Below are 22,121 nucleotides of genomic sequence, written 5' to 3' on the forward strand. Positions count from 1 at the left end.
CAGTTCCTCACGCCCGCGTTCCCTTCAGTCCAGCCTCCGGCGCCCAACCGGAGACCCTGATGCTGGACCTGACGCACGACCTGCCCCCGACCGCCGCAAGCCCCGATGCCGCCGCGGAGTTCCATGACCGCCTCGCCGCCAGCCGCGCGCCGCTGCCGGCGTCGACCAAGACGCATGAGGCCGGCGTGCTGCATCCGCAGCTGCGCGTGCCGCTGCGCGAGATCGCGCTGACCAACGGCGAGCGCATCGCCGTCTACGACACCTCGGGTCCGTACACCGATCCCGCCGTCACCACCGACGTGCGCCGCGGCCTGCCCGCCACGCGCGCCGCCTGGGTCGAATCGCGCGGCGACACCGAGGCCTACACCGGCCGCCCGATCCAGCTCTTCGACGACGGCCTGCGCGAGGCCGCGCAGCAGCAGGCGCTGCGCGCGCAGAGCGCGGCGCTGAACCGCACGCCGCGGCGCGCGAAGTCCGGCGCCAACGTGACGCAGATGCACTACGCGCGCCGCGGCATCGTCACCGCCGAGATGGAGTACGTCGCGATTCGCGAGAACGGCCGCCGCGCCTGGATGCACGAGTACCTCGCCGACAGCGAGCGCGAGCAGCGCCTGGCCGGCCAGGGCCTGGGCGCGCGGATCCCCGGGATCATCACGCCCGAGTTCGTCCGCGACGAGGTCGCGCGCGGCCGCGCCATCATCCCGGCCAACATCAACCATCCGGAACTCGAGCCGATGGCCATCGGCCGCAACTTCCTGGTCAAGGTCAACGCCAACATCGGCAACTCGGCGGTGAGCTCGGGCATCGAGGAGGAAGTCGAGAAGCTCGTGTGGGCCACGCGCTGGGGCGCGGACACGGTGATGGACCTCTCCACCGGCCGCAACATCCACACCACGCGCGACTGGATCCTGCGCAACAGCCCCGTGCCCATCGGCACCGTGCCGATCTACCAGGCGCTGGAGAAGGTCGGCGGCGTGGCCGAGGACCTGACCTGGGAGCTCTTCCGCGACACGCTCGTCGAGCAGGCCGAGCAGGGCGTCGACTACTTCACCATCCACGCCGGCGTGCGGCTGCCCTTCGTGCCGATGACGGTCAAGCGCCGCACCGGCATCGTGTCGCGCGGCGGCTCGATCCTGGCGAAATGGTGCATCGCGCATCACCGCGATAACTTCCTCTACACGCACTTCGAGGAGATCTGCGACATCATGAAGGCCTACGACGTCAGCTTCTCGCTGGGCGACGGGCTGCGGCCGGGCTCGCTGGCCGACGCCAATGACGAGGCCCAATTCGCCGAGCTGCGCACGCTGGGCGAGCTGACCAAGATCGCGTGGAAGCACGACGTGCAGACCATGATCGAAGGCCCGGGCCATGTGCCGATGCACATGATCCAGGCCAACATGACCGAGCAGCTCAAGCACTGCGACGAAGCGCCCTTCTACACGCTGGGCCCGCTGACGACGGACATCGCGCCCGGCTACGACCACATCACCAGCGGCATCGGCGCCGCGATGATCGGCTGGTTCGGCTGCGCGATGCTGTGCTACGTGACGCCCAAGGAGCACCTGGGCCTGCCCGACCGCGACGACGTCAAGCAAGGCCTGATGGCTTACAAGATCGCGGCGCACGCGGCCGACATCGCCAAGGGCCATCCGGCGGCGCGCGCGCGCGACGACGCGCTGTCCAAGGCGCGCTTCGAGTTCCGCTGGGAGGACCAGTTCAACCTGGGCCTGGATCCGGAGACGGCGCGCGAGTTCCATGACGAGACCCTGCCCAAGGACAGCGCGAAGGTGGCGCACTTCTGCTCGATGTGCGGGCCCAAGTTCTGCTCGATGAAGATCACGCAGGACGTGCGCGAGTACAGCGCGCAGCTGGAGGACGGCATGCGCGAGAAGAGCGCGGAGTTCCGCGCCGGCGGCGCCGAGCTCTACATCCCGATCCGCCAGGACTGAGCGCGATGGCCGCGATCGCCATCGCCGGGGCGGGGCTCGCCGGGCGGCTGCTCGCGTGGGCGCTCGCGCGCGCCGGGCATCGCGTCGAGGTCTTCGACGCGTCGCCCGGTCCGGCGCACGCCTTCGACGCGCAGGGGGCCGCCGCGTTCAGCGCGGCCGGCATGCTGAGCCCGCTCGCCGAGCAGGAGCAGGGCGGCGCCGCGATCGCCGCGCTGGGATGGCGTTCGCTGGCGCTGTGGCCCGGCATCGTGGCGGCGCTGCCGCTGCCCGTGCCGCTGCAGGCCAACGGCAGCCTGTTGCTGGCGCATCGCGCGGATCTGGGCGCCGCGCAGCGCGCGCTGATGCGCATGCCGGGCGCGGAGCCCCTCGACGCCCAGGCGCTGCGCGCCCGGGAGCCGATGCTCGCGCCAGGCCTGCGCGGCTGGCTGCTGCCGCGCGAAGGCCTGATCTCGCCGCTCGCGGCGATGACCGCGCTGCAGGCAGGCGCGGCCGATGTGCGTTGGCACTGGGGGCGGCCCGTCGACCAGGTGCTGCCGGGCGAGTTCCATTGCGCCGATGGCGGGCATTGGCGCGGCGATTGGGCGATCGATGCGCGCGGTCTGGGCGCGCGGCCACCCTTGCCGCTGCGCGGCGTGCGGGGCGAGATCGTCACGCTGTCGCTGCCGGGCCATGGGCTGAGGCATCCCGCGCGGCTGCTGCATGCGCGCCATCGCGTCTATCTGGTCCCCCGCTCCGGCGAGGAAGTCGTCGTCGGCGCCAGCGAGATCGAGAGCGAGGACCGCAGCCCCATGTCGCTGCGCTCCGCTGTCGAACTGATGGCCGCGGCGCAGAGCGTGCTGCCGGCGCTGTCCGAGGCGCGCATCGTGCGGCTGGATCGCCATCTGCGCCCGGCCCTCCCCGATAACCTGCCCTTCACCCATCACGAGCCCGGCCTGCTGCGGCTCAACGGCCTGTACCGCCACGGCTGGCTGCTGGCGCCCGCGCTGGTCGAGCGGCTGCTCGGCGAGGCCGGCCTGGCCGAGCTGGGCGTGCTCATCGGCGAGCGCGCCCCAGTCATCGAATCCCTGGAGACTGCCCCATGACCGCCCTGCCCTCGATCACCGTGCGGCTCGACGACCGCGCCGTGGCGCTGCCTGCCGGCGCGACGCTCGCGCAACTGCTGGAACAGGAACGGCGTGAGCCGGCCGCCGTCGCGACGGCGCTCAATGGCCGCTTCGTGCCGCGCGACGCGCGTCCGGCGACGGCCCTCAGCGACGGCGACGTCGTGCTGTTCTTCCAACCGATCGTCGGAGGCTGAGATGACGAACATGACGAACGGACCCGATCCGCTGCTGATCGACGGTGTCGCGCTCGGCAGCCGCTTCTTCCTGGGCACGGCCGGCTATCCGAGCCCGGCGGTGCTGTGCGAGGCGATCCGCGCGTCCTCGTCGCAGGTGCTGACGGTCGGCCTGAAGCGCACGCTGCAGGCGGGCGACAACGGCGCGCTCGCGCAGGCGCTGGCCGCCGGGCGCGAACAGGGCGCGCGGCTGCTGCCCAACACGGCGGGCTGCCGCAGCGCGCGCGAGGCGGTGCAGCTCGCCCACATGGCGCGCGAGCTCTACGGCACCGCGTGGATCAAGCTGGAGGTGATCGGCGACGAGCACACGCTGCAGCCCGATCCCTTCGAGCTCGTCGCCGCCGCGACCGAGCTGACGCGCGAGGGCTTCATCGTCTTCCCCTACTGCACCGAGGACCTGATCCTGGGCCGCCGGCTGCTCGACGCCGGCTGCCCGCTGCTGATGCCCTGGGGCGCACCGATCGGCTCCGGCCAGGGCCTGCTGAACCTGCATGGCCTGTGCACGCTGCGCGAGCGCCTGCCCGACACGGTGCTGGTCATCGACGCCGGACTGGGCGCGCCGTCACAGGCGGCGCGGGCAATGGAACTGGGCTTCGACGCGGTGCTGCTGAACAGCGCGGTGGCTCAGGCCGGCGACCCCGTCGCGATGGCGGGCGCGTTCCGCGACGCGGTGGGCGCGGGACGGCGAGCCTGGCGCGCCGGCCTGATGGCGACGCAGTCGTTCGCCGTCGCGAGCACGCCGGTCAGCGGCCACGCCTTCCTGCTGGGGGACGCATGAGCGAACGCGAGAACCGCCGGGCATCGCCGTCAGGCAGCGCGCTGCCTTCGCCGCTGGTGCCGCATCCGAGCCTGCCTTCGCCGTGGGCGGAGGCGGTCGATCCGGATCTCGCGGCGCTGCGGCCCTGGACCGACGATCCCGAGCCGCCCGTGATCTGGAGCGTCGCCGGCACCGACAGCGGCGGCGGCGCGGGCCTGAGCGCCGACACGCGCGCCGCCGCGGCGATGGGCGTGCATCTGTGTCCGGTGGTGGCAGCGGTCACGGCGCAGCACTCGCAGGGCGTGAACGCGGTATTCCCCTTGCCGGTGAACCAGGTGCGCGCGCAGTTGAGCGCATTGCGCCAGGACCTGTCACCGCGCGTCGTAAAGACCGGACTGCTGGCGAGCGCGGCCACCGTCGATGCATTGCTCGCGCAGCGTGGCGATGCCCTGCTGGTGGTCGATCCGGTGCTGGGCGCGAGCGCCGGTGGCGCCGCGTTCTGCGACGACACGCTGCTGGGCGCCTATCGCCATCAGCTCGTACCGGCCGCGGCCCTGCTGACGCCGAACCGGCGCGAGGCGGAACGGCTGCTGGGCGTCCCGCACGGGCAACTGCCGGTGCCGGAACTCGCCGCGATGCTGCGCGGCCTGGGCGCGCAGGCCGTGGTGGTCACCGGCGGCGACGACGCGGCACTGGCCGACGGCCTGTCGCTGGACTGGCTCGACAGCCCGCTGGCGACGGGCTGGATCGCGCTGCCCCGGCTGTCCGGCCGCGATGGCGCGTCGGCGCATCACCACGGCAGCGGCTGCACCTTCGCGACCGCGGCTGCGGCGGCGCTGGCGCGCGGATTCGCGGTGCCGGACGCGGTGATCCTCGCGAAGATGCTGACCTGGTCGGCGCTGCGCGACGGCCATGCGGCCGGCGCGGGCCCCGGACCGCTGCGACCGGACCGCCGCTTCGTCGACGACCCGCGCGCGATGCCGGTGATGGGCTTCGGCGACGACATCGCGCCCGACCGGGCGACGCTGACGCGCTGGCGCGAAGTCCTGTGGCCGGCCTCGCGCCGGTCGCCGACCTTCGCCGGCGGCCTCTACGCGATCACCGACCGCCCGGAGCGTGTCGCCGCGATGGCGCTCAGCGGTCGCTTCGAGCATGTGCAGCTGCGCATCAAGCGGGGGACTGGCGTCGACGACGACCGACTCCGCACGGCGATCCGCGATGCGGTGCGCGACATGGCCGGCCGTTCCAGCTCGCTGTGGATCAATGACCACTGGCGGCTCGCCCTCGACGAGGGCGCGCGGGCGCTGCATCTGGGCCAGGAAGACTGGGCTGGCCTGAGCGGCGAGGACCGCGAGGCGTTGTGGCAGCGCCGCGCGCGGCATGGCGTCCGGCTGGGCCTGTCGAGCCACAGCCTGTGGGAGTTGTGCCGGGCCCGCGGCCTCGCGCCCGACTACATCGCCTGCGGTCCGCTCTGGCCGACGACGACCAAGGACATGCCCTGGCTCCCGCAGGGGCTGGCGCAACTGCGCTGGTGGTCGCGGATGGCTGGCGTGCCGGTGGTCGGCATCGGCGGCGTCCTGGAGGACCGGCAGTGGCGCGCCGGCCTTGCCGCCGGCGCGTCGGCGATGTGCCTGGTGCGGGCAGCGGAGGCGATGGTCCCCCAGGGGGATCGGGCCGAGCCCTCGGTCCGAGCCTGACGCCTGGCTTTCAACCCCCACCATCGCCCCCCAAACGGCCCGCCGATTCCCCCGATGGGCGGCGCCCTTCTTGGCGATTTCCGATCGACGCCGACTCGTGGACGATGGTTGCTCGTTCGATGCATGCCGCCGCAAGGTCCGTCGGTCGACCGCTTCCGGCGGCCTTTCCGATCAGGCAACGAACGTACAACTTTGTTTTACTTGAGACCGTCAGCCTGCCTAGAATGCGGACCTGTCTGCCGCGGGAAGGAACGGTCATGGAAGTGGTGTTGAAGAAAATGGGGAACAGTACCGCGTTGATTCTCCCGCCGCCCGTGCTGCGGGACCTGGGTCTGGCCGCCGGCCACGCGTTGACGCTGGAGACGACGGCGGACCGCCGGCTCGTCCTGACGCCCAGGCGCAAATACACGCTCGACGAGATGATCGCCGCCTGCGACCTGTCGGCGCCCCCCCCGGCCGACATGGACGCCTGGGACGGGCTCAAGCCCGAGGGAGGTGAGGCGTGGTGAGGAAGGCTTTCGACCGCGGCGACATCGTCGCCGTGCCCTTCGATCCCACGCTCGGCCGCGAGCAGCGGGGGGCGCGCCCGGCGCTGGTGCTGACGCCGCAAGCGTTCAATCGGCTCGGCGACGTGCTGGTGGCGCCCATCACGCAGGGTGGCGACTTCGCCCGCCATGCCGGCTTCGCGGTGATGCTGACGGGCACGGGCTGCAAGACCCAGGGCGCGGTGCTGATCAACAAGATCCGGATGATGGACCTCGAAGCGCGACAGGCCCGCCGCATCGAGCGCGCACCGCCGGAGGTGATCGAGGAGGCCGTCGCGCGGCTGTCGGCGATATTGGCTTAGCGTCGCCGGCCGCCGGCCGCCAGCCGCCTCAGCCGCCAGCCGAGGATCGCCGGTTGCCGGTCGCCGTGTCGACGGGTCGCCCGCAGTCGCTACCGCGCCGTCGCGGCGCTCACCGTCGCGGCGACTTCGCCGGCCGCTTCGCGCCCGAGGCGTCGGCGGGCGCCGTCGTGCCCTTGACCGCCGCCTGCGCCAGCTTGAAGAACACATCGGTGTTGTCGATGACGCCGGTGAAGGCCAGCGCGCCGGGGCCGAAGGCCGACAGCGGGATGTCCGTCGCCGTGTGCACCGCCTGCTCGCCGGGCACCTGGCCGGTGACCAGGAATTCGCCCTGCGCGTCGTCGCGCTCGGCCGCATTGGCCGGGTACCACTTCAGCGGCTCCGACTTGGCCAGCGGCTGCTGCGCATCGCGCAGCGGCGTCTGGTTGGTGCGCCAGTCCTCGTAGCGGTCCGCGTTCGCGCCATAACCCACCAGCAGGCGGTAGTCGATGTCGGTCGCTTCCGGATAGCCGTCGGCGGCGATGCGATAACGCGGGAAGCCCGCCTTCTCGTAGACGCCGACCACCTTGTCGCGCAGGTTGGCCGCGCCCTTCTTCGTCGCCGCGTCCAGCAGCGCCTGGTCGGCCAGCATCGAGCCCCCGATCAGCGCCGCGCCCGAGCACTCGTGGTCGGCGGTGACGATCACCAGCGTGTCACCCTGCTCCCGCGCGAAGTCCTGCGCCACCTGCACCGCACGGTCGAACTCGATGGTGTCGAGCATCCAGCGCTCGCTGTCCATGTTGTGCGCCTGCTTGTCGATCGAAGCGCCCTCGATCATCAGCACGAAGCCCTGGGGCTGCTTGCGCAGCGTCGCGAGCGCGGCCTGGGCCATCTCGTCCAGCATCGGCTGGTCGGGGAAGCCGTAGTCGTCCACGACGCTGCCGCCGGCCAGGCCCTTCTTCGCACCACGGCGGCCATCGATCTTGTCCAGCGCCACATTCATGTTGGAGAAAGCGAACAGGCCCAGCAGCTTGTCGGCACCCGCGCCGGCGACAGCGGCGTCCAGCGCCGTCCGGGTCGGCGCATAGCGGTAGCCCGCGTCCTGGAACTCCCGGGTCAGGTCGCGGCCCTTGTCCTTCGCGCCCGGCGCCGCGCCCCAGCGCTTCACGATCTCGGCGGTGTGCGGGTCGCGCGCGGAGAAAGCGTAGTCGCTCGCCTCGGCGCGCTCGGAGCCGGCCGTGCCGGCGGGCAGGAACCACTTGCGACCGCCACCCAGCAGCACCGTCAGGCCGGTGCGCGCGCGGTCGTCGAAAAACTGGTCGACGATGCCGGTGCCCGCGCCGCGATTGCTGGTGTGCACCGCGTTGCCGGCGGGCGTCGCGTCGAAGACGTCGGCGGTGGTGACGACGCCCAGCGCCTTGCCCTGCGTGCGGTGCAGGTATTCGGACAGGTATTCGATGCGCGGGTTGTCGAAGGCATCGACCGTGTCGTCCGGGAACACGCCCTCTTCATTGTTGTTGTTCTTGTTGCCGGAGACGTAGGCCGTCATGCCGGGCGCCGAGTCGGTCACCACCGAGTTCAGCGAGGCCGTCTTGACCATCCCGGTCGCCGGGAAGGTGTCCATCGCCAGCGGCTGGATCACCTTGCCCTGGGCGTAGCCGCCCTTGACGATGCGCGCGGCCGTGCGCTGCGCCGCGCCCATGCCGTCTCCCACCAGGATGATGAGGTTCTTGACCTTGGGCCCCATGGCCGTGGTGAAGGGCACCACGTCGAGGTTGCCGGTGGCGCTGACCGTCTGTCCGTCGGCCTGGGTCGCCTCGACGCTGAAGGTGTGGCGGCCGGCCTTCTGCAGGCTGACCGCGCGCACCGTCGCGATCGCGGTTTCCGCCGCCACGCCCTTGACGCAGCCGGCCGCGCAGTCGCGCAGCGCGACGGTCGCGTCGACCGACTTGCCGTCGATCAGGAAACGCGCGGCGGTGATGCGCTGCCCCGCATCGGGCTTGATCGTGGCCTGCAGGTCGAAACGCTGGCCAGGCAGGAAACGCGCGATGACCGGCTCGGGACGGCCGCTGGAGAACAACTCGCTGGGCGGCGTGAGGCGCGTCACGGTGGGAGCCGCGTGGGCGCCGCTCAGCGCCAGCAGCGCGCAGGCGCCGGCGAGCAGGGAAGGCAGGTGTTTCATCGTCGGGGCTCGAATCGAAGGAATCGAAGAAATCGGTAGAAGTGCGGAGGGGCTGCGGGGACGCCGGGCGTGCGCGGGCGCGCTCAGTGGCGATGGCCGGCGCCGTCGGGCCGCGCGGCCGTGGCGGCCTCGGCCTCCAGTGCTCCGGGCGGCAGGCGCAGGCGGATCCAGGACACGCGGCCGGTCTCGTCCTCGACGCGACCCACCGACAGCGTGCCGGTCAGCGACACCAGCCCGTCACGGTGGGCGACAAGGCGATCCTGCTGCGACGGATCAAGCAGCACGGTCACCGTCGCGGCGGGCAGGTCGTCGGCTTCGCCGTCGGCGTGCTCGCTCATGCGCACCGGCCGCGGCGTCAGCCAGAAGCGGCCCGGCCGGGCCTGTTCCTGCGCGACCATGTAGCCGACCAGGCGCACCGGACGGCCGTCGGCGGCGCGCAGCACGTCCGACAGTTCCAGGCCCGCGGGGCCGATCGGCGTCTTGAAGAACTGGGAGAACTTGAGGTCGGCCGCCTCGGCCGTCGCAGCGACCGGCGCGGGGGTGTCCCGGGCAGCGGGTTCCGCTCGCACCGTCAGCATGGTGCCGATGGTGAGCAGGGTCGCGCCAAGGGCCGAAAGGAAGGCCGAAAGGAGGGCCGGGAGGACGCGGGCGGCACGCCGGGCAAGCCGCGTACCTGTGGTGAGTTCGACGCACATGGGCCGCGATTCTTTCGGCAGCGGATGACGGTTCCGTGACGCACCGTTTTTCTTGCTTGACACCGCGCGAGGCGCCACGCGAAGCTGGCCCGCGAAAAAAAGGGAGCTCATGAACACGCCCGACACCCGGCCGGCGCTGCAGGCCCTGAACGCGCTGTACGCGCGCCGCGCGCCGATCTACGACTACGAGCTGATGCCGGTGGCCCCGCTGCGGCGCGAGGCGATCGCGGCGCTGGCCCTGGCGCCGGGGCAGACGGTGCTCGACATCGGCGCCGGCACGGGCCTGAGCCTGCCCGGGCTCAGCGAGGCGGTCGGACCGACGGGGCAGATCGTCGCCGTCGAACCCTGCGAGACGATGATGCGGCAGGCCCGCCAGCGCGCGCTCACCGATCACCTCGAAACCCCGGTCGACTACCTCCCGACCACGGCCGAGGAGGCACCGTATGCGTCCGCGCTTGGCGCTCGCCGCGCCGACGCGGCCTTGTTCTTCTTCACGCACGACGTGCTGCAGAGCATCGAGGCCGTCGACCGCGCACTCGCCGTGCTGAAGCCGGGCGCACGCATTGTCGCGGCCGGGCTGGCCTGGGCGCCGCCGTGGATGCCGATGAGCAACTGCTTCGTGCTCGGCGCGGCGATGCATTCGATCCTGCGCATGGATGGGCTGGACTGCCCCTGGCGACATCTGGAGGCCCGGATGGCAGACGCGGAGGTCGAGCGCCGCTGGCTCGCCTCCGCGTATCTGCTCAAGGGCCGCCGCTGAGCGGCCGAAACTTCAGTCCTCGATCGGCACGAAGATCCACAGCAGGAAATACAGCAGCATCCCGCCGCCGGCACACATCGTCAGCGCGACGAAGACGATGCGCCAGAACCATGCGGCCAGGCCGCTGAGCCGGGCGAGGCCGCCGCACACGCCGCCGATCCAGCGGTCGTCGCGGCTGCGCCGGAAGGCATTGATCGCGTTGACGGCCGGCGCGCCGCCCTGCGGCGCCGCGTAGGCGTAGGTGGTCGATGCGGACGGGCGGGTGCCGGCATTCAGCACCCGATCCTTGGCCCTGGCGAACTCCTCGTCGCTGAGCACGCCGCGCTGGTGGAGATCGGCCAGGCGGTTGAGTTCTTCGCTGTCGGACATGGGGGGCTCCTTTTCCTGAAAGTCGCGCATCGAGGGATGCGATGGAATGCAGGCTACGCAGCCGCCTGCGCTGCCGCGACCCGCGTGCGACCGGATGCAGGTGGGCGCGATGCGGAGCGGATGTCGCGCGACAGGGCGTTTCCACCCAGTGCCAGCGCGGCATCGCGGACTAGCATTCCCGCCCATGACGCTCGAAACCCTTGAATTGCAGACGCGCGAGGCGCCCCGTTTCAGCCTGCTGGTGTTGCACGGGCTGGGCGCGAATGGCAAGGACTTCGTGCCCGTCGTCCAGGCGCTGGATCTGTCGCCGGTGCTGGCGCATGGCGGCTTGCGGGTCGTGCTGCCGAGCGCGCCGGAGATCCCGGTGACGATCAACGGCGGCATGCGCATGCGCGCCTGGTACGACATCCGCCATGGCGACCTCAGCCAGCGCGAGGATGCCGACGGCCTGCGCGCGTCGCAGGCGTTGATCGAGGAGCTGATCGCCCGCGAGGAGCGCGAGTTCGGCATCCCGCCGGATCGGGTGGTGCTGATGGGCTTCTCGCAGGGCTGCGCGATGACGCTGATGACGGGCCTGCGCTACCCCCGGCGGCTGGCCGGCCTGGTCGGCCTGTCGGGCTACCTGCCGCTGCTGGACACGACCGAGGCGCAGCGCAGTCCCGCCAACGCGGCCACGCCGATTTTCCTGGCCCACGGCACCGGCGACGGCGTGGTGCTGCCGGCGCGGGCGCAGGCCTCGCTGGCCGAGCTGCGCCGCCTCGGCCATGCGGTCGATTGGCACGAGTTCCCGATGGCGCACGAGGTCAGCATGGATGAGATCCAGGCCCTGCAGGCCTGGCTCGTGAAGACCTTGATCGCCGCCGCCTGATCGAGCGTCCGCGCCGCGCTTACGCGGATGCCGCCCCTCGCCCCTTCCGCCCCATTTGCCCTCTCGACCCCATGTCCTCGTCCTCGACCATGCCCACCCGGCTTCTTCCGCCTTCGCTGGTCGCGCTCTCGCTGGCGCTGCTGCCCTTCGTCCCGCTGAACGCGGCCACGCCGCCGCAGGCGACCACGCCGGTCGCCGCCGCGGCCGCAAGCGCTGTTCAACCCAGCTCGGCCTTGGCGCCGATCACGCACGACGTCTACGCCACCTGGCGCAGCATCCAGCACACGCAGCTGAGCCGCGATGGGCAGTGGATCGCCTACGCGCTGGTGGCGCAGGAGGCCGATGGCGAGCTGGTCGTGCGCCGCTTCGCCGATGGCCGCGAGTACCGCACGCCACGTGGCACCGCGCCGCAGTTCAGCGCCGACGGCCGCTTCGTCGCCTTCGCCGTGCAGCCGACGCGCGCGGAGATCGACAAGGCCAAGAAGGACAAGAAGAAGGGCGACGACGCGCCCAAGCCCGGCGCGGCCTGGATGGACCTGGCGACCGGCAAGGTCGAGACGGTCGAGCGCGTGAAGCGCTTCGGCTGGGGCAAGGACGGCGGCGTGCATCTGGCGATGCTGCTGGAAGCACCCGCGAAGAAGGACGGTGCGAAGGATCCCAAGGCGCCGGCCGCCAGGGCCGACAGCGAGGCAGGAACGGCGGGCGAGGTCCTGGTCGACGCGGCGCTCGACGCCGGCACGAGCCGCGCGAGGGCGGGCGCCACCCTCGACCAGGAAGCGCCGGCCGAAGGCGGCGCGCCATCCGCGAAGAAGCTGCCCGGCAATGATCTGCTGCTGATCGACGCCCAGACCGGCCAGCGCAACACCTTCAAGGACGCCGCCGATTTCGCCTGGAACAACGGCGGCACCCTGCTCGCCTACGTGGTCTCGGTGAAGGAGGCGAAAGCCCCCGCTGGTGCCCCCGGCGCGGCGAAGACGACGCCGGCCGCCGCGCCGGAGACCCGGCCGGCGGAGCCGTCCGTCCCGGCTTCGGCGAATCCGCCGGCGCCCGCCGCGCCGCCGGCTTCGGACGCGCTCGGCGCCGCGCCTCCCGCCTCGCCGGTCACCGCGGCGAAACCCGCAGCCGACGACAGCGCCCGCGAAGGCGTCTACCTGATCGACCCGAGCGCGCCGACACGGGCACGCGCGGTGATGTCCGGCGCGGGCAGCTACAAGCAGCTGCGCTTCGACGAGGCCGGCGGCCGCCTGGCCTTCGTCAGCAACCGCGACCACGTGGCCGAAACCCGCGCCACCGAGAAGGCCCGGGAAGCCGAAGACCGGAAGGACGGCGCCAAGGACAGCGCGAAGGACGGGAAGGCTGACAAGCCCGATCCGACGCCGTTCAAGCTCTTCCTGTGGCAGGCCGGCCAGGACCGCGCCACGGTGCTGGTCAGCGCCGCGACCGCCGGCATGCCCACCGGCTGGACACCGAGCGAGCACGCGCCGCTGGCCTTCAGCAAGGACGGGCTGCGGCTGTTCCTCGGCACCGCCGAGCTGCCCGCGCCCGAGCCCAAGGACGCGCCCGAGCCGATGAAGGTCGACCTCTGGCACTGGAAGGATCCGGAACTGCAGTCGGCGCAGAAAGCGAAGGCGGAGCGCGAACGCACGCGCAGCTACCGCGCCGTCGTGCACCTCGGCCAGGACGTGGACGCCGCGCGCTTCGTGCAGCTCGGCACCGTGGACCTGCCGACGATCCAGGTCAACGAGAACGCCCGCGTGGCGCTGGGCCTGAGCGAGCTGCCGTATCGCCCGCTGATGTCCTGGGAAGGCGTGTACATGGACGCCTACGCGGTCGACCTGGACACCGGCGCGGCCACGCCGCTCGCGCGCAAGCTGCGCCATGCGCCGACGCTGTCCCCGACCGGCCGCTACGTGCTGGGCTTCGACGCGGCGGCCGCGCGCTGGATGGCCTGGCGCACCGACACCGCGCAGGCGATCGACCTGACCGGGAGGATCAAGGCCCGCTTCGACAACGACGAGCGCGACGTGCCCGACCTGCCGACCGCCTACGGCAGCGCGGGCTGGACCGCCGGGGACGACAGCGTCGTGCTCTACGACAAGTTCGACATCTGGGCCGTGCAGCCGGCGACCGGCCTGTCGCGCAACCTGACGCAGGGCTGGGGCCGCAAGCGGCAGATCCAGCTGCGCGTGGTGCCGCTGGACCCCGAGGACGCCGACCAGCGCGCCCTGCCCGCCGATGCGCTGATGCTGGCCGGCACGCAGGACCTGACGCGCGCCAGCGGCTACTTCCGCGTCGATGCCGGCGGCGGCGTCCCGACCACGCTGCTGCAGGACGACAAGATGATCGGCGGCCTGATCAAGGCCAAGGACGCAGACCGCCTCGTCTTCACGCAGCAGACCTTCACCGAGTTCCCCGATCTGTGGACCTCGACGCTGAGCTTCGAGCGGCCGCAGCGCGTCAGCGAGGCCAATCCGCAGCAGGCGCGGTATGCCTGGGGCACGCAGGAGCTGATCGAGTACACCGCGGCCGACGGCCGGAAGCTGCGCGCGCTGCTGGCCAAGCCGGCCGACTTCGACCCGAAGCGGCAGTACCCGATGATGGTCTACATCTACGAGAAGATGAGCGACAACCGCCATCGCTACGTGCCGCCGGCGCCGGGCCAGAACATCAACGTCACGCGCTACGTCTCCAACGGCTACCTGGTGCTGCGCCCGGACATCGTCTACACCACCGGCCACCCGGGCCGCAGCGCGATGAACACGGTGCTGCCGGCGGTCCGCCAGCAGATCGCCAAGGGCTATGTCGATCCGAAGCGGGTGGGCATCCAGGGCCACAGCTGGGGCGCCTACCAGATCAACTACCTGATCACCCGCGCCCACGAGTTCCGCGCGGCGGAGGCCGGCGCCTCGATGGCCAACATGATCAGCGGCTACGGCGGCATCCGCTGGGGCGCGGGCATCAGCCGCGCCTTCCAGTACGAGCACGGCCAGAGCCGCATCGGCGCCACGCCGTGGGAGCGGCCCGACCTGTACCTGGAGAACTCGCCGATCTTCCGGGTCGACAAGGTCACCACGCCCTACCTGACCATCCACAACGACGAGGACGACGCGGTGCCCTGGTACCAGGGCATCGAGTTCTTCACCGCGCTGCGCCGCCTGGGCAAGGAGGCCTACTGGTTCAACTACAACGGCGAGAAACACGGCCTGCGCGACCGCGACAACATGAAGCACTTCACCGTGCACATGGCCGAGTTCTTCGACCATTACCTGCTGGGCAGTCCGCGGCCCGCCTGGATGGACCAGCCGGTGCCCTACCTCGAGCGCGGCAAGCGCGACGTGATGGGCCAGTTCAAGCCGGTGGCGCCGGCCGCCGCGACCGCCGTCGCCAAGGGCCAGCAGGAGGCCGCCAGCGGCGGCAGCGCGAAGTGAGTTGACGGCGGCCGGGATCGGTCGTCCCGGCCGCCGGCTCCCGGTCAGCGCACCGGGTCGGCGTTCTGCGCGGCGCGACGGGCGCTCTCCAGCCGCTCGCTGATCGGCGGGTGTGACGACAGCCACTCGACGCCCTCGCTCGTGTGGCCCTCGCGCCGCATCGCGTCGCGCAGCTTGAGCCACACGCCGACCAGCGTCTCGTTGGGCAGGTGCTCGCGCAGGATCAGGCGCTGCGCCTCGGCATCGGCTTCGCGCTCCGCGTTGCGCCCGTAGCGCAGCGTCTGCACCGAGGCCATCGAGCTGGCCGCGACGGTGGAGAACTCGCCCATCACCACGCCGGCCACGGCCACCAGGCCGACGCCCTGCACCAGGTGGCGCATCGCATGGCGATGCTTCACATGCCCGGCCTCATGACCGAGCACGGCCATCACTTCGTCGTCGCTCAGGTCCTGCGTCATCCCGTCGAGCAGGAACAGCGTGCCGTTGGGCAGCGCGAAGGCATTGAAGCCGCCGCTGTCGCGCAAGCGCGCGAAACGCAGCTTGAAGGTCTGGCCCGGGAAGGCCCGTCCGGCGATCTCCTCGAAGCGCTGGCGCAGCGCCGCCTGGCGCGCCGGTGCGACCGTCGACGGCTTGAGCCAGCGCGCCGTCACCTCCTGCTCGACCTTGTCGCCGACGGCGATGTCGAGCTGCTTGGGCACCAGCGGCAGCGCGGCGCGCGCCAGCAGGCCCGCGCCCTGGCGGTCGAACCAGGCGACCAGCGCGACCAGCGCGATCAGGCAGCACAGGGACATCGCCCAGCTCGAGATCAGCTGCGTCGTCAGCGACTGGCCGCCCAGGGCGCGTCCCATCGCGTTGTCCGCGGGGATCCAGAGCGTGCCGCCGTCGGGCAGGCCGACCGGCGTCGGGCTGCCGCGCCACCATTCGCCGACCGACAGGCCCTTGCGGGTGTAGCGACGCAGCCCCGGCAGCGACGGGCGCGACGCGGCCAGCTCGGCCTCCGACGGCGGCATCGAGGACGAGGCCTGCGGACGTGGCGGCCAGGGCATGAACTCGAGGTGGTGGCGGCTCAGGCGCACGCGCACTTCCTGCGGGCGGTTCTCGACGCCGTCGAACCACCGGGCGGTGGCGGTGTAGCTCTGCGATCTCATGGCGATGTCTCCCCGCTCACCAGCCGATGTCCAGGCCGAAGGCATCGGCCACGCCGTCCCCGACCGCGCCGGGACCGCGCCGTCTGGCGGCGCGCACGACCAAGGCGTCCAGCGGCTCGTCGGACAGCACGGTCATGCCCTCGATGCGCAGCTTGGCGATGCGCACCGCGAGGAAGGGCCAGTACAGGCCCAGCGTCAGCACCGTGAGCAGGCCGTGGCCCATCACCGTCTTGAAGAGGGAGAAGGCGGGCAGCTGGTAGGCGAACTCGATGCCGCCGGCCAGGCGGGTGTTGTCCCAGATCAGCTTCTGAAGCCGCGCGATGTAGATCGGCCAGCCGATCACCCACAGCACGCCCATCGTGGCCAGCGGCGCGAACATCGCCACCAGCGACGCCTGCGCACCGAAGACGGCTTTCAGCGCGCCGATCGCCACCGCGGCGATCACGCCGGCGACGAAACCGCCCAGCAGGCCGACGCCGACCAGCGTCAGGTACAGGCCGTAGAACTTGCGCACCGGGAGCTCGAAGTCGAACTCGAGCGCGCCATAGCGGGCATGGCGGTGCTGGAAGCGCTTGAGCCAGCCGTGCGCCAGCGGAAAGAGCAGCCCCACCGCCAAGCCGGCGATGCCGATGACGATCGGCCCCAGCCCCATGCCGGCGCCGACGGACACGACGGTCCACGCCACGAGCAGCGGCAGGCAGGAGGCGTAGACGGTGGCGGCGCTGGCCTGGAAGCCGAAGCGCACGCCGCGCCAGCTGGTGTTGCCGAGCTTGAAGCGCTGGGCGCCCGCGAACAGCATCGGGCCAAACGCGTAGAGCACCGCCAGCATCGCGAAGCCGGCGCCCTTGGACCACTCGAACGCATGGCCGTAGCAGACCAGCAGCGCCAGCGCCAGCACGCGGCCGATCAGGATGCGGCGCGGATCGCCGTGGAAATCGAAGCCGTCGCCGGCCAGCAGCGTGTGCCGCGCGAACCAGCTCGCCTTGCGGCGCTTGGCCCAGGCGGAGTAGACGCCCAGCGTCGCCAGCGTCAGCAGGGCGTTGACGACCCAGATGCGGAAGTACTCGCTGCCGGTGCCGGTGAACTCCAGTCGCTGCTCATGCAGCTTCGCGAGCAGGCCGGTGGCCATCGGCCCGGCCTGCTCCGACGGCGCGGCGACCGCCGGCTTGAGGACCGGCGCGCGCGGCGCCGGCGGCATCGGCGCCGGCGGTGCGGCTGGAGGTGCCTTGGGCAACAGCTCCAGCTCGATCTTGTTCTCGATCAATCCCTCTTCTCCCAGGCCGTCCTGGCCCGGGCGAGAGTCTAGTGAAGCCGGCGGTCCCCGCCGATCCCCCGCCGGGGCGAGCGGGGAAAACGCCACGGTCGCGTCATCGCTCGGTCCGGGGGGCCGGACGCCCCCGTTCGAGCGACTGCAGGTCGGCCTCGGCCGGCTCGAACAGCGCCACCAGCGCCGCCATCAGCGCGCGCGCCTTGGCCGAGTTGTCACCGCCGTAGTTGCAGACGTAGACATCCAGCGTCACCGCGGCCAGTTCGGGCCAGCTGTGCAGCGCCACATGCGACTCGGCCAGCAGCAGCATGCCGGTGATGCCGCCCGGCGAGCCGTCGGCCGCAGCCGGGAAGCGATGCCAGTGTTCGCCCACCACGGTCAGCCCAGCCGACGCCACCGCCTCGCGGGCCTGGCGGGCCAGGCCGGGTGCGTCCGTCAGCAGCGCCGCGCGCGCGCAGCCGGACAGGTCGGCGGTGAGATGCAGGCCGTTCATGGCGGCGGAGTGTAGGGCGCCCCGTGTGGGACGGCGCGACGCGCAGGGCCGGGTTTCGTCCGCGCGCCGCGGTCAGCGGGTGGCGGCTCAGTTGCCGACCGGCTGGCCGGCCTCGGCGAGCAGCGCGTGGCAGCGCTCCTCGTGCTGGGCGATCTCGGCGAGGGTGACCTCGATGTCGCTGAGTTGCTGCTGCAGCTGCTTGCGGTGCTGGTCCAGCACGCCGAGGAAGGCGCGCAGCTGCGGCACGGTGTCCGACTGGTTGTCGTACATGTCCACCAGCTGCTTGATCTCCTGCAGCGACAGCCCCAGCCGCTTGCCGCGCAGGGTCAGCTTCAGCCGCGTGCGGTCGCGCTGCGTGTACACGCGATTGCGCCCGGCGCGGGCGGGCGTCAGCAGGCCCATGTCCTCGTAGAAGCGGATCGCGCGCGGGGTGATGTCGAACTCGGCCGCCAGCTCGGTGATGGTGAACAGCGGTCCCGCGTCGTCGCCGGCTTCGGGCAGCGCGTCCTCGGGCAGGTCATCGGCCGGGGTCGGGCGGGGTGAGGGGCTCATGGCTACACTGGCTAATGACGTTGACGTAAACGTAAGTCTAAAGCCATGGCCAATCCCCGCGAATCGGAACTCACCTACCCCTTGGGCGACACCCTCCCCGGTCCGGGCGAGGCGCTCGACCTGCTGCCCGGCCTCCGGTGGGTGCGCATGGGCCTGCCCTTCGCGCTGGACCACATCAACCTGTGGTTGCTGCGGGACGTCCAGGACGGGCGCGAGGGCTGGACCATCGTCGACTGCGGCATCCACAGCGATGCGACGAAGGCGAACTGGGAACGGGTCTTCGCCGGGCGGCTCGACGGCCTGCCGGTGCTGCGCGTGATCGTCACCCACTTCCACCCGGACCACATGGGCCTGGCCCACTGGCTGACCGAGCGCTGGCAGTGCCGGCTGTGGATCAGCGCGACGGACTATCAGCTGGCGCGGGTGGCGTCCTCGTCAACGGTGGGCATGGGCGGCGAGGCGGCGGCGGCCTTCTTCGGCAGCCACGGCCTGACCGATCCGGCGGCGCTGGACAAGATCCGCGGCCGCGCGAGCTATTACCCGAGCATGGTCCCGTCGATCCCGCCCGCCTTCCGCCGGCTGATGGACGGCATGAGCGTGCGCATCGGCGATCACGACTGGCGCTGCCTTGTCGGCCATGGCCACGCGCCGGAGCACATCAGTCTGTTCAGCGAGACGCTGGGCGTGATGATCTCGGGCGACATGGTGCTGCCGAGGATCTCCACCAACGTCTCGGTCGTGGACGTGGAACCGGAGGCGGATCCGCTGCAGCTCTACCTCGATTCGATCGCGCGGCTGAGCACGCTGCCGGCCGACACCCTGGTGCTGCCCGCGCACGGCAAGCCCTTCCGGGGATTGCACGCGCGCATCGACCAGTTGCAGCAGCACCACCAGGAGCGGCTGGCCGAAGTGCTGGAGGCCTGCACCGCCAAGCCCTGCCACGCGGCCGAGCTGCTGCCGATGATGTTCCGCCGGCCGTTGGACCTGCACCAGACGACCTTCGCCATGGGCGAGGCGGTGGCTCACCTGCATCGGCTGTGGCTGGGCGGGTTGCTGCGGCGGACGCTGGATGCGGATGGCATCCATCGCTTCTCGGCCTGAAGAAAAACGAGGCCCGGAAAGACAGTCGCCGCCGCCCCGATCACGGGACGGCGGCGCTGCGCCTTGTTATGCATCAGCTTGTCGGCTCTGAGCGCGGGTCGACCAGACGCAGCCGGGAAGGCTGGGGGACCAAAGCGCCGCCGGGAGCGGAACGCGGGAGGAGGTTCTGACTCAGATGCGAGTGATGACAGCGGTATCCAGTGTGCAGCCCCACCCAAATCAGCTACAAGCCCCCCCAAAGGGGGAAATGCGAACGTTTACCGCTATCAAGCGGAACGATTGACGGATTCCCGGTCTGGCATCAGGCCTCGTCCATCAGCGGCAGCACCGCCTGCTTGAGGCGATCGCGCGCGAGTTCGTATTCCGGGAACACCGACCGCACCACCGCCCAGAACCGGGGGCTGTGGTTCATCTCCTTGAGATGGGCCAGTTCATGCGCGACGACGTAGTCGATCAGCGCGGGCGAGAAGTGGATCAGCCGCCAGTTGAGCCGGATCATGCCGTCGGCGCTGGCGCTGCCCCAGCGCGTCTGCGCGGAGGACAGCCGCAGCCCGGTCATCGTGACGCCCAGCGGCCCGGCGAAGTGTCTGCAGCGGGACTCGAACAGCTGCCGCGCCTGGCGCTGCAGCCAGGCCTGCACCGCGTCGCGGATCTGCTCCGGCGCCGCGGTCTGCGGCAGGCCGAGGTAGAGCATGCGGCGCGGCACCGTCGCCAGCGTCGGCTGGGGGTCGGCCTGGCCCTCGTCGAGCCGCGTGCCGGTCATCGACGGATCGAGCACGACGATCAGCGGCTCGCCCAGGTAGGGCAGGCTGCAGCCGTCGCCCCAGTGGACACGGGCCGCCTGCGTCCGCTTGGCGCGCTCGCGTTGCTCGACCAGCTTGCGCAGGATCCAGTCGCCCTTCTGCTGCAGCGCGTTGTCGATGTCGCCCAGCGGCACCCACTTCGGCGCGGACACCCGCAGGCCATCCTCGCTCACCGTGAAGCCGATGCTGCGGCGGCGCGCGCGCTTGAGTTCGTAGGGGATCGCCTGCCCCTGCAGCAAGACCTGACGCAGCGACGCGCCGGCCTCACCGCGCAAGCGCGGCGTCGGGGCGACGGGATCCGGTGCGGGCGGCGGAGGCGCGGGCGGGGGCTCGGTGTCGAACAGCGACAGCTGCGTGAAGTTCAGCAGCGCGCCCAATCCCCGCAGCTTGGAAGGCAGCATGGGCTGCGAGTGTAATCAGGCGGCGGCCGACGTGGACGGCGGGGCCGGCGGCGCGGGCGGCACGCCGGTCACCGCGGCGGCGCCGTCGGCGGGATAGGCGGCCGGGTCCAGCACCCGCATCTCGGTCTCGATCCAGCCCTGCACCTCCTTCATCAGGTCGGCCGGCGTGCGGCCGGTGCTGGGGATCATCGGGCCGATCGAGATGTCGACCACGCCAGGGCGCAGCAGGAAGCTCTTGCGCGGCCAGCAGCTCGCCGAGTTCATCGCGATCGGCACCACCGGCACGCCGGTCTCGACGGCCAGTCGCGTGCCGCCGGTCTTGTACTCGCCGACCTTGCCGCGCGCCACCCGCGTGCCTTCCGGGAACATGATGATCCAGTTGCCCAGCCCGGCGATGCGCCGGCCCTGCGCGGCCACCTTGTTCCAGGCCTCGCTGCGCTTGCTGCGGTCGATGTGGATCATGTCCAGCCGCGCCATGGACCAGCCGAAGAACGGGATGTAGATCAGTTCCCGCTTGAACACGTAGGCCAGCGGCCGTGGCATCAGCATCGGGTAGGCGAAGGTCTCCCAGGTCGACTGGTGCTTGGACAGCAGGATCACCGACTGGGCCTTGTCCGTGGGCAGGTGCTCCATGCCGCGCACGCGCCAGCGCACGCCGCAGATCAAGCGGGCGCCCCAGATCGCCACGCGCAGCCAGTTGGCGCACATCCAGTACAGCCGCGTGCTGTTGAGGAACAGCGAGCAGACCACGACCGCGGTGCCCCAGGGCACGACGGTGACGATCAGGTAGAGGACGAAGAGGATCGAACGCAGCGCGATGAGCATCAGCCCAGGTCTCCAGGAGCGGTATCGGGTTCAGCGGATTCGCCGCGCGACTCGGCGCGCGCGCGGCGTTCCTCATGGATCAGGGCCTCGGCGAAGGCGGCCAGGTCCTGGTGCACGCGCGAGCCGGGCACCAGGGCGATCTGGCCCTGCAGCTGCGCCTCGTCGACGCCGGCCAGACGGTCGCCGCGCACCAGGTGCGGCACGCAGCCGGCGTTGTGCGCGGTCTGCAGGTCGCGCACGCTGGCGCCGACCATGTGGACCTGCTGCAGGTCCACGCCGAAGCGCTCGCCGATCTGTTCGACCAGCCCCGGCAGCGGCTTGCGGCAGTTGCAGTTCTCTTCCGGCGCATGCGGGCAGAAGAACGCGGCGTCCAGCCGGCCGCCCTTCTCCGCCAGCAGCTGGTTCAGCCGCAGGTGCACCGCGTTGAGCGAGGCCATGTCCAGCAGCCCGCGGCCGATGCCCGGCTGGTTGGTGGCCATGACGGTGTGCCAGCCGGCGTGGTTCAGCCGCGCGACGGCCTCGAGCGCGCCAGGCAGCGGCTCGAGTTCCTCGGGCGACTTCACATGGTCGTCGCGGTAGCGGTTGATCGTGCCGTCGCGGCCCAGGATCACCAGCTTCATGCCATGCGGATGGTCGGACCGGTTGGGCATCGAAGGCTCCGTTCTGC

General features: G+C 71.5%; 21 protein-coding genes. 11 read left to right on the top strand and 10 right to left on the bottom strand.

The window, feature by feature from the left end:
- Positions 1 to 59: 59 nt before the first annotated feature.
- From thiC to ACTJKJ_RS06395, 7 genes are all read left to right on the top strand, one after another.
- Positions 60 to 1,949, top strand: coding sequence for a phosphomethylpyrimidine synthase ThiC (gene thiC, locus ACTJKJ_RS06365; RefSeq protein WP_440819926.1), 1,890 nt, complete (start codon positions 60 to 62; stop codon positions 1,947 to 1,949).
- Positions 1,950 to 1,954: 5 nt separating this feature from the next.
- Complete coding sequence (locus tag ACTJKJ_RS06370; RefSeq protein ID WP_297385181.1) at positions 1,955 to 3,031, top strand: FAD-dependent oxidoreductase; 1,077 nt, start codon at positions 1,955 to 1,957, stop codon at positions 3,029 to 3,031.
- Positions 3,028 to 3,246, top strand: a complete 219-nt coding sequence (gene thiS, locus ACTJKJ_RS06375; protein WP_297385179.1) for a sulfur carrier protein ThiS — start codon at positions 3,028 to 3,030, stop codon at positions 3,244 to 3,246. The genes ACTJKJ_RS06370 and thiS overlap by 4 nt, the downstream gene beginning before the upstream one ends.
- 1 nt (position 3,247) lies before the next feature.
- A complete protein-coding gene (locus tag ACTJKJ_RS06380) occupies positions 3,248 to 4,063 on the top strand; it encodes a thiazole synthase (RefSeq protein ID WP_440819927.1) in 816 nt (271 codons plus the stop codon).
- A complete protein-coding gene (locus ACTJKJ_RS06385) occupies positions 4,060 to 5,739 on the top strand; it encodes a bifunctional hydroxymethylpyrimidine kinase/phosphomethylpyrimidine kinase (RefSeq protein ID WP_440819928.1) in 1,680 nt (559 codons plus the stop codon). The genes ACTJKJ_RS06380 and ACTJKJ_RS06385 overlap by 4 nt, the downstream gene beginning before the upstream one ends.
- Positions 5,740 to 5,996: 257 nt before the next feature.
- Positions 5,997 to 6,248: an AbrB/MazE/SpoVT family DNA-binding domain-containing protein gene (locus tag ACTJKJ_RS06390; protein WP_440819929.1), complete on the top strand. Its 252-nt coding sequence runs from the start codon at positions 5,997 to 5,999 to the stop codon at positions 6,246 to 6,248.
- Complete coding sequence (locus tag ACTJKJ_RS06395; protein WP_091719961.1) at positions 6,242 to 6,586, top strand: type II toxin-antitoxin system ChpB family toxin; 345 nt, start codon at positions 6,242 to 6,244, stop codon at positions 6,584 to 6,586. Before ACTJKJ_RS06390 ends, ACTJKJ_RS06395 begins: the two co-directional genes overlap by 7 nt.
- Positions 6,587 to 6,695: 109 nt before the next feature.
- On the opposite strand, the gene ACTJKJ_RS06400 is transcribed toward ACTJKJ_RS06395, so the two are convergent.
- Both ACTJKJ_RS06400 and ACTJKJ_RS06405 read right to left on the bottom strand, forming a co-directional pair.
- Positions 6,696 to 8,744 (bottom strand): alkaline phosphatase, encoded by a 2,049-nt coding sequence (locus ACTJKJ_RS06400; protein ID WP_440819930.1) that lies wholly within the window; start codon positions 8,742 to 8,744, stop codon positions 6,696 to 6,698.
- Between the two features lie 83 nt (positions 8,745 to 8,827).
- Positions 8,828 to 9,322 (bottom strand): hypothetical protein, encoded by a 495-nt coding sequence (locus ACTJKJ_RS06405; protein ID WP_297385169.1) that lies wholly within the window; start codon positions 9,320 to 9,322, stop codon positions 8,828 to 8,830.
- Positions 9,323 to 9,548: 226 nt separating this feature from the next.
- Between ACTJKJ_RS06405 and ACTJKJ_RS06410 the strand changes: the two genes are divergently transcribed.
- Positions 9,549 to 10,199, top strand: a complete 651-nt coding sequence (locus ACTJKJ_RS06410; RefSeq protein WP_297385167.1) for a class I SAM-dependent methyltransferase — start codon at positions 9,549 to 9,551, stop codon at positions 10,197 to 10,199.
- A gap of 12 nt (positions 10,200 to 10,211) precedes the next feature.
- On the opposite strand, the gene ACTJKJ_RS06415 is transcribed toward ACTJKJ_RS06410, so the two are convergent.
- Positions 10,212 to 10,568, bottom strand: coding sequence for a PspC domain-containing protein (locus tag ACTJKJ_RS06415; RefSeq protein WP_297385165.1), 357 nt, complete (start codon positions 10,566 to 10,568; stop codon positions 10,212 to 10,214).
- 184 nt (positions 10,569 to 10,752) lie between these two features.
- Between ACTJKJ_RS06415 and ACTJKJ_RS06420 the strand changes: the two genes are divergently transcribed.
- Together ACTJKJ_RS06420 and ACTJKJ_RS06425 are read left to right on the top strand one after the other, a co-directional pair.
- Positions 10,753 to 11,436, top strand: coding sequence for an alpha/beta hydrolase (locus ACTJKJ_RS06420; protein ID WP_297385163.1), 684 nt, complete (start codon positions 10,753 to 10,755; stop codon positions 11,434 to 11,436).
- Between the two features lie 71 nt (positions 11,437 to 11,507).
- Positions 11,508 to 14,864 carry an alpha/beta hydrolase family protein gene (locus ACTJKJ_RS06425; RefSeq protein ID WP_440819931.1) on the top strand — a complete coding sequence of 1,119 codons (3,357 nt, stop codon included), beginning with the start codon at positions 11,508 to 11,510 and terminating at the stop codon, positions 14,862 to 14,864.
- A gap of 44 nt (positions 14,865 to 14,908) precedes the next feature.
- Here ACTJKJ_RS06425 and ACTJKJ_RS06430 read toward each other — a convergent pair whose 3' ends face one another.
- The 4 genes from ACTJKJ_RS06430 to ACTJKJ_RS06445 form a co-directional block, all read right to left on the bottom strand.
- Positions 14,909 to 16,012, bottom strand: a complete 1,104-nt coding sequence (locus tag ACTJKJ_RS06430; protein ID WP_440819932.1) for a M48 family metallopeptidase — start codon at positions 16,010 to 16,012, stop codon at positions 14,909 to 14,911.
- A gap of 16 nt (positions 16,013 to 16,028) precedes the next feature.
- Entirely contained in the window at positions 16,029 to 17,276 is a 1,248-nt protein-coding gene (locus ACTJKJ_RS06435; RefSeq protein WP_440819933.1) for a YjgN family protein, read from the bottom strand.
- Positions 17,277 to 17,379: 103 nt separating this feature from the next.
- Positions 17,380 to 17,772: an S-adenosylmethionine decarboxylase family protein gene (locus tag ACTJKJ_RS06440; protein WP_343606181.1), complete on the bottom strand. Its 393-nt coding sequence runs from the start codon at positions 17,770 to 17,772 to the stop codon at positions 17,380 to 17,382.
- An 87-nt stretch (positions 17,773 to 17,859) separates the two neighbouring features.
- The gene (locus tag ACTJKJ_RS06445) at positions 17,860 to 18,324 is read right to left on the bottom strand and encodes a MerR family transcriptional regulator (RefSeq protein ID WP_440819934.1); all 465 of its coding nucleotides are present in this window, start codon (positions 18,322 to 18,324) and stop codon (positions 17,860 to 17,862) included.
- Positions 18,325 to 18,369: 45 nt separating this feature from the next.
- On the opposite strand from ACTJKJ_RS06445, the gene ACTJKJ_RS06450 reads away from it, so the two are divergent.
- Positions 18,370 to 19,425: an MBL fold metallo-hydrolase gene (locus ACTJKJ_RS06450; RefSeq protein WP_440819935.1), complete on the top strand. Its 1,056-nt coding sequence runs from the start codon at positions 18,370 to 18,372 to the stop codon at positions 19,423 to 19,425.
- Positions 19,426 to 19,726: 301 nt separating this feature from the next.
- On the opposite strand, the gene ACTJKJ_RS06455 is transcribed toward ACTJKJ_RS06450, so the two are convergent.
- The 3 genes from ACTJKJ_RS06455 to gmhB are packed head-to-tail and all read right to left on the bottom strand — an operon-like array spanning position 19,727 to position 22,104.
- The gene (locus ACTJKJ_RS06455) at positions 19,727 to 20,629 is read right to left on the bottom strand and encodes a M48 family metallopeptidase (protein WP_297385149.1); all 903 of its coding nucleotides are present in this window, start codon (positions 20,627 to 20,629) and stop codon (positions 19,727 to 19,729) included.
- A 15-nt stretch (positions 20,630 to 20,644) separates the two neighbouring features.
- Entirely contained in the window at positions 20,645 to 21,454 is an 810-nt protein-coding gene (locus tag ACTJKJ_RS06460; RefSeq protein WP_297385147.1) for a lysophospholipid acyltransferase family protein, read from the bottom strand.
- Positions 21,454 to 22,104, bottom strand: a complete 651-nt coding sequence (gmhB, locus tag ACTJKJ_RS06465) for a D-glycero-beta-D-manno-heptose 1,7-bisphosphate 7-phosphatase (RefSeq protein ID WP_254783153.1) — start codon at positions 22,102 to 22,104, stop codon at positions 21,454 to 21,456. The genes ACTJKJ_RS06460 and gmhB overlap by 1 nt, the downstream gene beginning before the upstream one ends.
- Positions 22,105 to 22,121 lie beyond the last annotated feature (17 nt).

It is taken from the genome of Roseateles sp. 22389 (assembly GCF_052044995.1).
Taxonomy (GTDB): Bacteria; Pseudomonadota; Gammaproteobacteria; order Burkholderiales; family Burkholderiaceae_C; genus Roseateles.

What these genes read in the sequence shown, in the direction of transcription:
- thiC (WP_440819926.1), top strand. Translation starts at nt 60, where the DNA reads ATGCTGGACCTGACGCACGACCTGCCCCCGACCGCCGCAAGCCCCGAT.
- ACTJKJ_RS06370 (WP_297385181.1), top strand. Translation starts at nt 1,955, where the DNA reads ATGGCCGCGATCGCCATCGCCGGGGCGGGGCTCGCCGGGCGGCTGCTC.
- thiS (WP_297385179.1), top strand. Translation starts at nt 3,028, where the DNA reads ATGACCGCCCTGCCCTCGATCACCGTGCGGCTCGACGACCGCGCCGTG.
- ACTJKJ_RS06380 (WP_440819927.1), top strand. Translation starts at nt 3,248, where the DNA reads ATGACGAACATGACGAACGGACCCGATCCGCTGCTGATCGACGGTGTC.
- ACTJKJ_RS06385 (WP_440819928.1), top strand. Translation starts at nt 4,060, where the DNA reads ATGAGCGAACGCGAGAACCGCCGGGCATCGCCGTCAGGCAGCGCGCTG.
- ACTJKJ_RS06390 (WP_440819929.1), top strand. Translation starts at nt 5,997, where the DNA reads ATGGAAGTGGTGTTGAAGAAAATGGGGAACAGTACCGCGTTGATTCTC.
- ACTJKJ_RS06400 (WP_440819930.1), bottom strand. Translation starts at nt 8,744, where the DNA reads ATGAAACACCTGCCTTCCCTGCTCGCCGGCGCCTGCGCGCTGCTGGCG.
- ACTJKJ_RS06405 (WP_297385169.1), bottom strand. Translation starts at nt 9,322, where the DNA reads ATGCTGACGGTGCGAGCGGAACCCGCTGCCCGGGACACCCCCGCGCCG.
- ACTJKJ_RS06410 (WP_297385167.1), top strand. Translation starts at nt 9,549, where the DNA reads ATGAACACGCCCGACACCCGGCCGGCGCTGCAGGCCCTGAACGCGCTG.
- ACTJKJ_RS06415 (WP_297385165.1), bottom strand. Translation starts at nt 10,568, where the DNA reads ATGTCCGACAGCGAAGAACTCAACCGCCTGGCCGATCTCCACCAGCGC.
- ACTJKJ_RS06420 (WP_297385163.1), top strand. Translation starts at nt 10,753, where the DNA reads ATGACGCTCGAAACCCTTGAATTGCAGACGCGCGAGGCGCCCCGTTTC.
- ACTJKJ_RS06425 (WP_440819931.1), top strand. Translation starts at nt 11,508, where the DNA reads ATGTCCTCGTCCTCGACCATGCCCACCCGGCTTCTTCCGCCTTCGCTG.
- ACTJKJ_RS06430 (WP_440819932.1), bottom strand. Translation starts at nt 16,012, where the DNA reads ATGAGATCGCAGAGCTACACCGCCACCGCCCGGTGGTTCGACGGCGTC.
- ACTJKJ_RS06440 (WP_343606181.1), bottom strand. Translation starts at nt 17,772, where the DNA reads ATGAACGGCCTGCATCTCACCGCCGACCTGTCCGGCTGCGCGCGCGCG.
- ACTJKJ_RS06445 (WP_440819934.1), bottom strand. Translation starts at nt 18,324, where the DNA reads ATGAGCCCCTCACCCCGCCCGACCCCGGCCGATGACCTGCCCGAGGAC.
- ACTJKJ_RS06450 (WP_440819935.1), top strand. Translation starts at nt 18,370, where the DNA reads ATGGCCAATCCCCGCGAATCGGAACTCACCTACCCCTTGGGCGACACC.
- ACTJKJ_RS06455 (WP_297385149.1), bottom strand. Translation starts at nt 20,629, where the DNA reads ATGCTGCCTTCCAAGCTGCGGGGATTGGGCGCGCTGCTGAACTTCACG.
- ACTJKJ_RS06460 (WP_297385147.1), bottom strand. Translation starts at nt 21,454, where the DNA reads ATGCTCATCGCGCTGCGTTCGATCCTCTTCGTCCTCTACCTGATCGTC.
- gmhB (WP_254783153.1), bottom strand. Translation starts at nt 22,104, where the DNA reads ATGCCCAACCGGTCCGACCATCCGCATGGCATGAAGCTGGTGATCCTG.